A 13,286-nucleotide genomic window follows, 5' to 3' on the forward strand; every position below is an offset into this window, starting at 1 on the left:
GTCAAAGGCCAAAAGCCTCGGTTTTGCGGAGCCTGCGCCTGAAGGTGATTAACGAAACGTTGTCATCGGGCTGCTATCGAGGGCCGAACCCACACGGCTGGACACGGATGCTCCCTTTGCCATCGGACGCTTCGGAATCGATTGCGGGGATATCGATCGCGCGGGTATCGACAGCCGGGCGGTCTGCGGGGCTTGCCGCCGAAACCGTCGAGGCGGTCGTCACGCTGCCGACCTTCAAGCGGCCTGAGCTGCTCCTGGAAACGCTGGCATCGCTTCAGGCGCAGAAAACCGCGCGCCGCTTTGCCGTCATCGTAATGGAAAACGAAGCCGAGGCGCGCGAGGGCGCCAGGGCGGCATTGCCGCTGTTCGAGCGCGGCGCGATGTCGGGCCTGGTGATCATCGCGCATGAGCGCGGCAATTGCAGCGCCTACAATGCCGGCTGGCAGACGGCGATGCTGCACTTCCCCAACTTCAAGCATCTGCTGGTGATCGACGACGACGAGATCGCGGAGCCCGACTGGCTGGAACGCATGTGCAAGGCAGCCGAGACGATTCGAGCCGACATTGTCGGCGGGCCGCAGGTGCCGGTTTTTGCCGATCCCGCGCATGCGAAATGGGCCGACCATCCCGTTTTCGCGCCGCCATACCGGCAAACGGGCCGCGTGCCGGCGCTCTATTCCTCCGGCAATCTGCTGGTCGGGCGCAACGTGCTTGCGGCCATGGGGCCGCCCTTCCTCGATCTGAAGTTCAACTTCATGGGCGGCGGCGATTCCGATTTTCTCAGCCGCGCCGCCCAGAAGGGTTTCGTGCTCGGCTGGTGCGCGGAGGCAAGGGTCAAGGAAACGGTTCCGGCCCGTCGCGTCGAAGCCGACTGGATCCGCGCCCGCAGCCTGCGCAACGGCGTCATCTCCACCTTGGTGGAAAAGAAGAAGCGGGCGGGCACGCCTTTCGCCGGAGCCAGGGTCCTGCTGAAGAGCCTGGCGCTGCTTGCCGCCTCGCCGCTGCGCGGCGCCATAAGGCTGGCGCGCACGGGATCGCCGGCGACCGGGCTCTATCCCGTCTATGTCGCGCTCGGCCGGGTGCTTGCCGAATTCGGATATGCCAATGAGCAGTACCGGCAGCCTGAGAAGAACTGAGCGCGCGCCGCTCACGGCCGCTTTCACGCGCCAGGGCGTCGCGACGGCGATCGCCGCGCTGCTCTTTGCCACCATCATCGTCTCCTTCCGGCCCTTCCAACCTGCCGGGGCGGAGCTCACCGGCGATGGCGGCGACATCGTCAACCAGCTCGGCTTCGGCTCGCTCGGCGCCATCTCGATCTTCTCGCTGCTCGCCTTCGCCGATCCGCGCGTGGTGCGTTCCCTCATCAGCCCGTCCTGGGCGCTGATGCTGGGCTTCTTCTTCCTGTCGGTAATCCTTGCGACCGATCCACCGTCGGCGATGCGCGCCGCTTCCTTCACCATGATCGGCATCATCACCATGGCAACGATCCTGGTGCTGCCGCGCGATGCGGACTCCTTCGCCAGGGTCATCATCTTCACCGCCGTCGTGGTGATCGGCCTCTCTTATATCGGCCTCATCGTCTTTCCGCACGAGGCGCTGCACACCGCCGACTCGCAGGAGCCCGAGCATGCCGGCCTGTGGCGCGGCGTCTTCACCCACAAGAACATCGCTGGCCCGGTGATGGCCTGCTTCAGCTTTGCCGGGCTCTACCTCTGGCGGCGCGGGCAACGCTGGTGGGGCATCGGCATCTTCTCAGCGGCAATGATCTTCATGCTGCATACCGGCTCGAAGACGACCGTCGGACTGGTGCCGTTCTCGATCCTGATCGTGGTGCTGCCCAGTCTGATCGGCATGCGGCTCGGCACGCCGGTCCTGTTCCTGTCGGCGATCGTCGCGACGGCGGTCGGGACGCTGGGTATCGTCTTCATTCCGCCGGTGAAACATCTGGCGGCGGTCTATTTCCCTGATCTCACCTATACCGGGCGCACCACGCTATGGGAGTTTGCCGGCGAGATGCTGGCCAAGAAGCCCTGGACCGGCTACGGGTATGAAAGCTTCTGGGGCACGCCGCTGCTGCTCAACCAGGACCAGCCTTTCGACCGTCCCTGGGACATCCGCACCATCGTCCATGGTCATGACGGCTACCTCGACATCGCGGTGCTGATGGGCCTCCCCGCGCTCTGCGTCGCGGTCTATACTTTTCTCATCGCGCCGTTGCGCGACTATATGCGCATCCCACCGCGCAAGGAGAACGTCTATCTCGGCGACTTCTTCATGATGGTGGTGCTCTTCGCGGCACTGAACGGATTTCTCGAAAGCTTCTTCTTCCGCCGTGCCGACCCAGTCTGGCTGCTCTTCGTGCTCAGCGTGCTTGGCCTACGACAAGTGTCGCTGCGACCTCTCCCGGCGCGCCGTCCCGACTGATCTGGGCGGTCAATCTCCTCGAGACTGGACTTTTCCGCAACCGCGCAAGCGGCTAAGGAGAGCCCTCTTTGCGGAGGTTTCGATGACCATCAGGCTCGTTCTCGCCGGTTGCGGCAATATGGGTTACGCGATGCTCTCGGGCTGGCTGAAATCCGGCAAGCTCGAGCCATCGGCGGTGTTCGTGGTCGAACCCAATGCCGAGCTGCGCAGGCGAGCCGAACATCTTGGTTGCGGCGCCGCCGCCGACGCATCCACCATTCCCGCCGATGCCATGCCCGATCTCCTCGTCATCGCCGTGAAGCCGCAGGTCATTCGCGATGTGACGGCGAGCTACAAGCGCTTCGGCGACGGCAGGACCACCTTCGTCAGCATCGCCGCAGGCACGCCGGTCGCGACCTTCGAGGAGATCCTGGGCGAGCTCGCGCCGATCGTGCGCTGCATGCCGAACACGCCGGCGGCGATCGGCAAGGGCATGATGGTGGTGTTTTCCAACCCGCTCGTCTCCGACAACGTCAGGCGTTTCGTCGCCGAGTTGCTCTCGGCGAGCGGTGTCGTGACGACGATCGACGACGAGAGCCTGATGGACGCGGTGACCGCGGTCTCCGGCTCCGGCCCGGCCTATATTTTCCATTTCATCGAGGCGCTGACGGTTGCCGCCGAGAATGCTGGCTTGCCGGCCGAGACAGCCAAGCTGCTCGCCCTGCAGACGGTCTATGGTGCGGCCTCGCTTGCCGCCGAAAGCGATGAGGAGCCGGGCGTGCTGCGCCGGCAGGTCACCAGCCCCAACGGCACGACCGCCGCCGCACTTGCCGTGCTGATGGGCGAAGACCGGCTGACGCAGCTTTTGACCGACGCGGTGGAAGCGGCGCGGCTCAGATCGATAGAGCTGGGGAAGTAGTCCTCACGCCATACAGCATCTCGTCCTGCAGTTGGCGCAGGGCAAATAGCTTGGTCGTCTTGTCGGGCGCGGCGTTGTCGGCGGTCAGGAGTTCGCCCTTCCTGACCGGCTTCAGCACCTTGCCGCCTTCGAGCAGTCCGACCGGCACGGCACGGCTGGCGCGCGCCTCGGCGACCGTCATGGTCCAGGAGCGGTAACAGGTCTCGCCAATGGCGTCGAAGATCTCGCCTGCGGCGAGGTCGCGCTTGGCGACCGCGCAGACCTCGGCCACCGGTTTAGGCAGCGGCACCATGTCGGGTTTGCCGTAGAGCATGATGCGGGCGGCGGTCAGCGGCACCTCAAGCGAGGTCAGGTGGTATGGCCTGAAGAAGCTGTAATAAGGGCCGTGGCCGACATGCAGATCGTCCATGCGCTCAACGACGCGGGGATGCGTCGCCTCGACGATGACGAAGACGCCTGGCGCCACGCCTTTGCCGATCGTGTAGTCGACGACACCCTTCTTCGACAGGATGCCGCCGTCCTCGCGCGGGATGAGCACCTTGGCCAGTTGGTCGCGGTCGGCCTTCGGGCCGTGCATGCCCGGAACATCGGGCACCAGGCCGGTGGCGTTGGCGATGGCGCACATCTCGACCATGGTCTTGGAACCGTCGACGAATTCAACCAGCATGCGCGGGTTCATGTTCCGGCGCAGCGCCTCTTCCCGATAATCGTCGGGAAGGGCGTCGTGGTTGAGCGGGTTGTTCTTGCCCTTGCCGGCCGAGACGATTGTATAACCGAGCGCCGAGGCGAACTCGATCAGTTCCATGCAGCTCGATGGCTCGTCGCCGGCGCCGACCGAATAGACGACGCCGAGCCGATCCGCCTGCTGCTTGAGGTAGCAGCCGATGGTCACGTCGGCCTCGACATTCATCATCACCAGATGCTTGCCATGCTGCATGGCCATCAGGTCGAAATCGGCGGCGACGCCGGGTTTGCCGGTGGCATCGATGACGACGTCGATCAAAGGATTGGTGACCAGCATCTCGTTCGAGGTGATGGCGATCCTGCCGCTTTCTATCGCCTGGCTGACCTTGGAGGCGGTCTCGGCTTCGGCAGCCAGCGCATCGTCACCATAGGCGATGCGGATCGCGTCGCGAGCCGTGTGCGGGCGGCGGGTGGAGATGGCAACAACCGAAATGCCCGGCATCAGCATGCCCTGCGTCACCAGATCGGTGCCCATCTCGCCGGAACCGATGACGCCCATGCGCACGGGGCGGCCGTCGGCGGCGCGCCGGGCGAGATCGCGGGCAAGCCCGGTCAGGGCGACATTTGTCATACAAGAACGTCCATGCTTTGCTTCAGCCCGCAATACAGGGAACGATCCCCGTTTGCCAACAAAACTAGCCACCCATGGCGATTTCGTGCGCACGTCTTGCAGAACCGGCGCAGATTTCCCGCAGCGATCGGCAACATTCAGCTGTTCGCAGCCTGGCCATGTCCGCAGAAAGGGCGGGTGCCGCAGTTCACGCCGAGAATCGATCTGACCGCATCGATCTGACCGCCAAGTTGGCATCGGTGAGCCACGCCTCGGTCGATCCTTTGTGCGGACTTGCTGTTTATTTAAGGAAATAATGTTCGCGGTCGGTTTCAAGTGAATGGCGCCCCCCGCGGGAATCCTTTTCTGTGCCATTTTTGCTACATCCGCCGGGACTAATGGCTGGAATCCGTGCTTTTGGAGCGCTCTAAATCAATAAGTGCTCACATCCGCGAAAAATCTGCTAGATACTCGTTGCAAGCTCCGGTGGCAGGCTCGGGCGAAATAAGCGCTGAAAAAAACAAAAAGGCGCGGGGATAGTTACGGGGTAGAAATGACCAGGACGGGTAAAGTGACCGTCGGCTGGCGCCTTGCGCTTGCCATGACGGTGTCGATGCTGGCTTGCGGAAGCGCCAGCGCACTCACGCTTAAGGAAGCTGTAGCAGTCGCCGTCGAATCCAATCCTGAGATTGGACAGGCGATCGAAAACCGCGAAGCCATCGAATTCGAGCTGCGCCAGGCGAAAGGGCTCTATCTTCCCAGCGTCGATCTCGAAGCGTCGACCGGCGTCCGCCGTCTGGATAACGACTCCCGGCGAGCGCTCGACGAGGACCATGACGCGCTTTATCCAAACGAAGCGGACCTCACCGTCTCACAGACGCTCTATGACAGCGGCGCAAGACGGGCCGAACTGAACCGCCAGGCCTCGCGCGTCGATGGAGCTTCGTTCAGGGTGCTGGAACGGTCCGAATTCATAGGGCTTGCCGTCGTCCAGGACTATCTCGAATACATGCTGCAGGCGTCGATCGTCGCCGAAGCGAAGAAGAACCTCGCCTTCCATCAGTCTATACTCGGCGACATCAAGCAAGGCATCGCGGGCGGCGCACTCAACGATGCCGACCGGCAGCAGGCCGAGGAGCGGCTTTACGCCGCCAAGGCGCGGATGCAGGAGGCGACCGAGGAACTGGAGGCGGCCAAGATCCGCTTCTTCAAGAATGTCGGCAAGCCGCTGACCAATCCGTCGCGGCCGGCTGATGTGGCCGGCGCGCTGCCGCGCTCGCTCGATGACGCGATCGGGCTTGCCAGACAGAACAATCCGCGCGTCCACATGGCCAACAGCGATATCGATGCCGCCGCGTCGCTGGTCGACGCCGCGCGGGCGAAATACGGCCCCACGATTACCGCCGAGGGTGTCGCCCGGGGCGGCTATGACATCGACGGCGACGACGGCGACACCAGCGACCTGCAGGCTCGGGTCGTGCTGCGCTGGAATCTCTATCGGGGCGGCATCGACAAAGCCAACGAGCAGGAGCAGATCCGCCGCACCAGCGAGCAGCGCCTTGCGCTGCATCAGGTGCTGCGCGAGATCGAGGAAGCCGTCCGCACATCGTGGGACCGCCGCTTCCGCCAGGCAGAACTTGCGCAGACGCTGCGGCTGCAGGCAGCAACCAACGAAAGGCTGGTTGCCTCCTACCGCGAGCAGTTCAAGGTCGGACAGCGCTCGCTGCTCGATGTGCTCGATGCGCAGAACACGCGCTTCAACACCGCGACGCTCGCCGACACCTCGTCCTACGCGTCGCTGTTTGCCCAATACCGGCTGCTGGCCGCGACCGGGGAGTTGCTGAAGACGCTGAACATCCAGCCGGCCAAGCAGGCAGCCGCCTACGCGCGCACCGAATTCGGCGCGCCGGCCACAGCCGATACCGAAACCTATGCGCGCACACCATCGGAGCAGAAGAACGATCTGCCCTTCGACATCCTCGCGCCGGTCAGGAAGAAGTAGCCGATGTAAGCATCGATCTCTGGTCCTTCGGGGCGGATCGTGAACCAGCAACCTAATATCGTCTCGCCCAAGGAGGCTTTCAAAGCCTGCTTCTCGGCGATTGCAGCCTATCTCGGCCGGCCGAGCGCCGAGACCGTGCTGTTTGCCGGAGTGCCGATTTCGGACACGCGCATCGAGCCGGACGACATCAGGCATCTGGCCGAAAGAATCGGTCTCGAGGTCCAGGCGTTCGACCATCGCGATTTCGTGCGCGGCCGGGTCGATCTTCCGGCCATCGTCTTCCGCGCCAGCCAGTTGCCGGTTGCGCTGCTCGCCGAAACGGAAACCGGGCAATTTCTGACGGCGCCGCAGGAAAACGGCCGCACCACGATCGGCAAATCGGAGCTTGCCGAGAGCTACATCAGCGGTGGCGCCTCATTCTCGATCACGTATGCCAACACCGCCGAGGAGATGACGGTCGGCACGGCGCCGAGGATCGAAAGACGCCATTGGCTGACCGGAACGATGGGGGCGTTCTGGCGCACCTACTCGAAAGTCGTGCTGTCGGCGGTCTTCATCAACCTCTTGGCGATCGCCTCGCCGATCTTCACCATGAACGTCTACGACCGCATCCTGCCGAACAAGGCGATCTCGACGCTCTGGGTGCTGGCGCTCGGGATCGGAGCGGCCATCCTGTTCGACCTGTTGCTGAAGACGGCCCGCGCCTCGCTCATCGACTATGCCGGGCGCAAGGCGGATCTCAGGATTTCCTATCTGCTGTTCGAGAAGGTGCTCAACTCGTCACTTTCGGCGCGGCCGGGATCGACCGGCGAATACGCGAACCGCGTCACACAATATGAGTTCGTGCGCGAGTTCTTCACCTCGAATACCATAAGCGTCTTCATCGACACGGTTTTCGTCTTCGTCTTCCTGCTGGTCATCTACGCCATTGGCGGCTGGCTGGTGATCATACCCGCGCTCGCCTTCGTCATCGCCGTCATTGTCGGTCTGGTGACACAGAGGCGCATCGGCAAGCGGGTCGCCGCCTCGATGAACGAATCTGCCCAGCGCCAGGCCCTCCTGGTCGAGTCCATCTCGACGCTGGAGACGATCAAGTCGCTGCGTGCCGAGGCCTATCTGCTGCGCAAATGGGGCGAGCACTCGAAGAACGCCGCCAACACCTCGGAGAAGATCAAGGAGCTTTCCGCCGCCGCCGGCAACATCACCGGCGCCATCCAGCAATTCGTGACCGTCGCCCTGGTGGTTGCCGGCGCCTATGCCTTCTCGGAAGGCCAGGTCTCGACGGGCGCGATCATCGGCACCGTCATGCTGGCGGGCCGCGCGGTGGCGCCGCTCGGCCAGATCGCCATCACGCTCTCCCGCTTCCGGCAGGCCATGCTGTCGCTCAGGATCGTCAATACGATCATGTCGCAGCCGGAGGACCGACCCGACACGGTCGGCTTCGTCAACCGGCCGATCCGCAGCGGCGCGATGCTGTTCAAGAATGTCGGCTTCGCCTATCCGGGCACCGAAAACGAGGTTCTGAACGGGCTCAACATCGCAATCCGGCCCGGCGAGCGTATCGGCGTCATCGGCCGCATCGGCTCCGGCAAGACCACGATGGGCCGCCTGATCGGCCGGCTGTTCCTGCCGACGTCTGGAGAGCTGCTGCTCGACGGCATCGACATCCGCCAGTACCACCCGTCTGAAGTTCGTGCCGCCGTCGGTATCGTCGCGCAGGCCGGCGATCTGTTTTCGGGCACCATCAAGGAAAACCTTCTGATGGCCGCTCCGGAAGCGAGCGACGAGGAGATCATCGATGCGGCGAAGGCCGCGGGCGTCGACGATTTCGTCTCTCGCCATCCGCGCGGCTACGACATGAATGTCGGCGAGCGTGGCACCAATCTGTCGGGCGGCCAGAGGCAGGCTGTGGCGATCGCACGCCTGCTGCTGACCAAGCCGAAAATCGTGTTTCTGGACGAGCCGTCGGGTTCGATGGACCTTGCCTCGGAACGGCAGTTGATCAGGCAGCTCAAGGTGGCGTTCGACCGCAACACGACACTGATCGTGTCGACCCATCGCTACAGCATGCTGGAGCTGGTCGACCGCCTTATCGTCATCGAGCAGGGGCGCGTGGTCGCTGACGGAGCAAAGGAACAAGTCATCCAGGCATTGCAAAAAGCGAATGCCTGACCGGGACGTTGGGGAATGTTAGCAAAAGACGACCGGCCGCCGCTTTTCGCATCGGCGTCCGTCTACATCATAGGGGCGCTGTTTGTGGCCTTCACTGCCTGGGCATCCTTTGCCGAGGTCGATGAGATCGCGCGCGGCGACGGCAAGGTCATTCCCGCTTCCAAGACGCAGATCATCCAGGCGAGCGAAGCCGGCGTCGTCCAGGAAATCGCCGTCAAGATCGGCCAGACCGTCAGGAAGAACGATCTGATCATCCGTCTCGACAACACAGGCAACACCTCGAGCCTTGGTGAGGAGCAGGCCAAGGCGCGGGCGTTGCAGGCGCGCATCGCCAGGCTCAAATTCGAGCAGAGCGGCAATCTTGAGGGCGCGTTCCCCTGCCCGTCCGACATCCAGAAGACTGCCCCGGAGATCTGCGACAACGAGCAGAAGCTGCTCGTTGCGCGCCGGGACAACTTCCAAGTCAAGTTGTCGGTGCTGAAGTCGCGTCTCGATCAGCGCGAGAAGGAGCTGGACGAAGCGACCGCCAATTCCGACCGCCTGTCCAAGAGCCTCGCCGTCAGCGACCAGGAAACGGCGCTCGTCGAATCGATGGTCAAGAAGGGCCTGATGGCCAGGACCGAACAGATTCGCGTCGAGCGGGAGCAGACCGATCTCCGCGGGCAGCTCAACCTTGCCGGAGAGACGATCAAGAAGGGCAAGGCGGCCATCACCGAGGCGCAGCTTCAAGTCGACGAGCTCGGCCTGCAATTGCAGCAGGAAGCATTGAGCGACTTGACGCAGGCGCTGGCGGACCTCTCGGTGGTGGACGAAACCATTCGCGGCGCCACCGACAAGGTGGCGCGGACCGATATCCGCTCGCCTGTCGACGGCATCGTCAACACGCTCGATGTCAACACGCTCGGCGCTTTCGTCCAGCCGGGCGCGGTCGTGGCCGGCATCGTGCCGACCTCGGAGACGCTGCTGGTCGAGGCGCGGGTCTCGCCGCGCGACGTCGCTTTCATCCAGCCGGACCAGGACGCGCTGATCAAGGTCACGGCCTACGACTTCTCGATCTTCGGCGGCATCGAAGGCAAGGTCTCCAACATCACCGCCGACAGCCTGGTCGACCAGAAGACGGGCGAGCCCTACTATCAAGTGCGCGTCGCGACGGAGAAATCCACGCTGCAAAGGAACGGCAAGACTTATTCGATTATCCCCGGCATGATCTGCTCGGTCGATATCAAGACCGGGCGCAAGACGATCCTCAACTATCTTTTGAAGCCCATCAACAAGGCGCGCCAGGAGGCGATGAGTGAACGATAGCGCTGCACGCCCCGACACTCCGCGCGACCGGCTGCTGCCGCCGCTCGCAGCCGAAGATTTCGGCCCGGAGTTCCGCGTCGTGGCGCGTGGCGGCGTACGCCGCGGCATCCGGCTGGAGCGCGCTTTCTGGGCATCGCTGAAGCAGATGGCCGAAAGCCGCAAATGCACGATCGGCATGCTGGTCGAGGAGATCGCCGAAAATCATCCGGACCAAGGCAATCTCACATCGGCGATCCGGGTCGCATGCATGCGCGGCCTTGCCGCGGAAAGCATGGAACTGCGTAAGCTTGCCTCGATCCGAACCATCAACGCGATCCTGGTCGCCTGCCCCTCGCCCGCCTTCGCGCTGTCTTCGTCGAAGAAGATTCTAACGTTCAATGCCCCGTTCCAGCAATTGGTCAGGCGCCAGCTGCCGAACGCGCCGGGCGACGAGGGCAGGCAGGACCTCAAGCTGGCGCTGGACCTCAATGTCGTCGACGTTTTTGCCCGGCTCGACGCCAATGGCGAGACACCCGTCACCACCGGCTTCGTCATCGGCGCCGGCGAGCGCCGCTACCGGGGCCAGCTCAGCGCCGTGCGCGCCCCGGTCACAGAGCCGGAACTGTTGATGGCGTTCGTCTTCAACGGTTGAAAGAGGCGAGCCGCCTATTTCGCGGCGGAACCTGAGCCCGCCGACGTGATCGTCACATCGGGCGAAGAACCTTCGCCGGGCGCGACTGTCGCGAAACCGCCGGCGATGTCGGCGATCTGTGCCCCGGCTTTGGTGCCGTGGATCCAGGCGCGATCGGTGCTGAAGGAATAGAGCGGGACATAATCGGGAAGATCGCTGTCCATCGCCACAATGTTGCTGAGGCTGTCCAGGATGAAGGTGCCGCTTGCCGTGCTCACCGACAGCACCGCGTGGAAGAATTTCCGGCGGCGATCCTGCAGCACGACCAGCGACATGCTCTGCGCCGGGATCCCGGCGCGCAACAGCGCCGCCATCTTCAGGATCGCGAAATCCTCGCAATCGCCGGCGCGATGCTCGAGGATCTCCGAGGGCTTGGCCCAATAGTCGAGCTTGCCGTAGACGACGCTGTCCTTGCGATAGGCGATCAGCCGGTTGATGCTGCTGTTGACGAAGGCCAGCTTGTCGCGAAAACCCTTGTTGGCTGCAATGCCGACGATCTCGCCAAACGCAGCGTTCTCACGATCGCAGGGACTTCCGGCCGTGCAGTCGATGATGGCCTTGTAGACGGGGGTCCAGCGCGCGGCGACGGGGAAGTTGCGCATGGACAAGGCGACCGACCCGAACACGCCATGAATGATCGCCCCAGTCTGGATCGGATCGACCTGGATCGGGTCAACCTGGATCGCATCGGTGCCGGGGGCAGTCTCTCCACTCGCAGAACCTGCCGCCGGGTGGACTTCAAGCGGCGCATAGGCACTGGCGGCACCGCCGACCCGGTAGGCGGCGACAGGCTGCCAGGGCTGTAATCTGGCCAGCGAAACGCCGCCGAGATCGGCCGGCGCAGGCACCGTTTGTGAGGCGGGATTTGCGACGGAGATCGCGCTGGCGGACGACGCATTCGGCAGAGCGGCGAAGCCGATTGCCAGCAGCAGAACCTTGACCCTCGACGCCGACCAGGCAGCTTTTTGTATTTTCATGACGCCCACCTTTGACTGTGGACGCTACCGATCTTGTCTCAAATTATCGGAAAGGAAGGTGGATAAATTTCCGCGAATCAATCTATTCTGCTTTGTTTCAAATTTTATTCAAATTTATACTTGAATTTGCCGAGCTGCCGCCGTGCTCCCCAGCCGGGTCGCCGGCGCCTCTGCGAATACATATCTCGTTATGTCGTAGCGATTTACCAAGTGTAAAAAATGCGAATCCATACATATCCAAGTATATCAAAAAGATTGAGGGTGTGTTGCAAAATTCGAGCCTCGCATGTCTCTTGCCGGGAAATGCCGAAGGGGGCTTGAGCTATGACGACCAGTATCGAATTCGACGCCGTTTCAAATTTCTCGGACGAGCATGCGACTGTCGGCGAACAGCCGATTTCGACGGGTGTCCAAGTCGCCCAGGCCTCCGGCGGCCAGACGGCGCCCGCGGCAGGCGAACCTGTGCCGGTCGATGTGGGAAGCGGCGCCGCGACGCAGGGCGCAGCCAACGGGCAGAACGCACAAAGCGCAGGCAAGCCGGCGGCTGACGCCAACGCCCCTGCCGGAAACGCGCCAGCAACGAACACGGCGGCCTCGAACGTTGCGCATGAATATCATGCCGAGGCCGGCAATGTCGTGAAGCTTCCGGCCAATGTCTCGATCGACAACATCAAGGTCGACGGGCACAATCTGGTGCTGGTGCAGCCGGACGGCGCCGAGATCGTCATCAAGGACGGCGCGCTCAACGTACCGACCTTCGTCATCGGCGATGTCGAGGTGCCGCGCGTCGCGCTGATCGCCGCGCTCGAAGCCAGCCATGTCGATGTCGCCTTCGGCGCCGACGGCTCGATCTCGGCCGGTGGCAACGGTTCGCCAAGCAGCGCCGGCGGAGACTTCTCGGTGCCTCCGGGCGGGATCGGCGACGGCTTCGGCCTGACGGCGCTTTTGCCGCCGACGGCCTTGCAATTCGGGCAGCCGGAACATCGCGAGCTGTTCCCGAGCCTGCTGGCTCCTGATTCCACCCCGACGATCCTCGACCTCACGCCATCGGCCTCAGGCGGCGACACCACAGTCAATGAGAAGGGCCTGCCGGCAAGCTCGGGCTCGGAAGGCTCGGGCGAGGCGCAGAATCCCGCGCCCGGCACCGATCAGTCCGAGATCAACACCGGCAGCTTCACCATCAACTCGCCCGACGGCGTCGGCTCGCTAACCGTTGCCGGCCAGGTTATTACCGGCGCTGAGCTTGCCAACAGCGCGTCGACGCCGATCAACATCACCACGCCGCTCGGCAACACGCTGACCATCAATGGCTACGATGCCGCCACCGGCCAGGTGAGCTACACCTACACTCTGGTCCACAGCGAGCCCCATCCCGGCGCAGGCACGGATTCCATCTTCGACAACATGACGGTGACGGTCACCGACACCGACGGCGACGTCTCTCTTCCGGCCACGCTGTCGGTCCAGATCGTCGACGACGTGCCGACGGCGCATAACGACACCAACAGCGCGCAGTCGGGCCAGACGGTGACCGGCAATGTCGA

At 63.5% G+C, this 13,286-nt stretch carries 10 protein-coding genes; 8 read left to right on the forward strand and 2 right to left on the reverse strand.

Features of this window, described 5'->3' with window-relative positions:
• The first annotated feature begins 107 nt into the window (after positions 1-107).
• From CK220_RS29070 to proC, 3 genes are all read left to right on the forward strand, one after another.
• Positions 108-1,136 (forward strand): glycosyltransferase, encoded by a 1,029-nt coding sequence (locus CK220_RS29070; RefSeq protein ID WP_095814814.1) that lies wholly within the window; start codon positions 108-110, stop codon positions 1,134-1,136.
• Positions 1,105-2,424 (forward strand): O-antigen ligase, encoded by a 1,320-nt coding sequence (locus CK220_RS29075; RefSeq protein WP_095814815.1) that lies wholly within the window; start codon positions 1,105-1,107, stop codon positions 2,422-2,424. Before CK220_RS29070 ends, CK220_RS29075 begins: the two co-directional genes overlap by 32 nt.
• A gap of 82 nt (positions 2,425-2,506) precedes the next feature.
• Entirely contained in the window at positions 2,507-3,322 is an 816-nt protein-coding gene (gene proC / locus CK220_RS29080; protein ID WP_095814816.1) for a pyrroline-5-carboxylate reductase, read from the forward strand.
• Here the strand turns inward: proC and CK220_RS29085 are convergent.
• Positions 3,297-4,637 carry an NAD(P)H-dependent oxidoreductase gene (locus CK220_RS29085; protein WP_095814817.1) on the reverse strand — a complete coding sequence of 447 codons (1,341 nt, stop codon included), beginning with the start codon at positions 4,635-4,637 and terminating at the stop codon, positions 3,297-3,299. The genes proC and CK220_RS29085 overlap by 26 nt on opposite strands.
• A gap of 532 nt (positions 4,638-5,169) precedes the next feature.
• Here CK220_RS29085 and CK220_RS29090 point away from each other — a divergent pair.
• The 4 genes from CK220_RS29090 to CK220_RS29105 are packed head-to-tail and all read left to right on the forward strand — an operon-like array spanning position 5,170 to position 10,726.
• A complete protein-coding gene (locus CK220_RS29090) occupies positions 5,170-6,618 on the forward strand; it encodes a TolC family protein (RefSeq protein WP_095814818.1) in 1,449 nt (482 codons plus the stop codon).
• Positions 6,619-6,657: 39 nt separating this feature from the next.
• Positions 6,658-8,790, forward strand: coding sequence for a type I secretion system permease/ATPase (locus CK220_RS29095; protein WP_095814819.1), 2,133 nt, complete (start codon positions 6,658-6,660; stop codon positions 8,788-8,790).
• Positions 8,791-8,805: 15 nt separating this feature from the next.
• Positions 8,806-10,095 carry an HlyD family type I secretion periplasmic adaptor subunit gene (locus CK220_RS29100; RefSeq protein ID WP_095814820.1) on the forward strand — a complete coding sequence of 430 codons (1,290 nt, stop codon included), beginning with the start codon at positions 8,806-8,808 and terminating at the stop codon, positions 10,093-10,095.
• Positions 10,085-10,726, forward strand: coding sequence for a ribbon-helix-helix domain-containing protein (locus tag CK220_RS29105; protein ID WP_095814821.1), 642 nt, complete (start codon positions 10,085-10,087; stop codon positions 10,724-10,726). Before CK220_RS29100 ends, CK220_RS29105 begins: the two co-directional genes overlap by 11 nt.
• Before the next feature lie 14 nt (positions 10,727-10,740).
• On the opposite strand, the gene CK220_RS29110 is transcribed toward CK220_RS29105, so the two are convergent.
• The gene (locus CK220_RS29110; protein WP_095814826.1) at positions 10,741-11,742 is read right to left on the reverse strand and encodes a transglutaminase-like cysteine peptidase; all 1,002 of its coding nucleotides are present in this window, start codon (positions 11,740-11,742) and stop codon (positions 10,741-10,743) included.
• Between the two features lie 324 nt (positions 11,743-12,066).
• On the opposite strand from CK220_RS29110, the gene CK220_RS29115 reads away from it, so the two are divergent.
• A partial coding sequence (locus tag CK220_RS29115; protein ID WP_210201456.1) for a hypothetical protein occupies positions 12,067-13,286 on the forward strand: 1,220 nt, incomplete at its 3' end.

The sequence above is a fragment of the Mesorhizobium sp. WSM3860 genome, assembly GCF_002294995.1.
In the GTDB taxonomy this organism is placed as follows: domain Bacteria; phylum Pseudomonadota; class Alphaproteobacteria; order Rhizobiales; family Rhizobiaceae; genus Mesorhizobium.

Coding starts and splice junctions, on each gene's coding strand:
- CK220_RS29070 (WP_095814814.1), top strand. CDS start 108: ATGCTCCCTTTGCCATCGGACGCTTCGGAATCGATTGCGGGGATATCG.
- CK220_RS29075 (WP_095814815.1), top strand. CDS start 1,105: ATGAGCAGTACCGGCAGCCTGAGAAGAACTGAGCGCGCGCCGCTCACG.
- proC (WP_095814816.1), top strand. CDS start 2,507: ATGACCATCAGGCTCGTTCTCGCCGGTTGCGGCAATATGGGTTACGCG.
- CK220_RS29085 (WP_095814817.1), bottom strand. CDS start 4,637: ATGACAAATGTCGCCCTGACCGGGCTTGCCCGCGATCTCGCCCGGCGC.
- CK220_RS29090 (WP_095814818.1), top strand. CDS start 5,170: ATGACCAGGACGGGTAAAGTGACCGTCGGCTGGCGCCTTGCGCTTGCC.
- CK220_RS29100 (WP_095814820.1), top strand. CDS start 8,806: ATGTTAGCAAAAGACGACCGGCCGCCGCTTTTCGCATCGGCGTCCGTC.
- CK220_RS29110 (WP_095814826.1), bottom strand. CDS start 11,742: ATGAAAATACAAAAAGCTGCCTGGTCGGCGTCGAGGGTCAAGGTTCTG.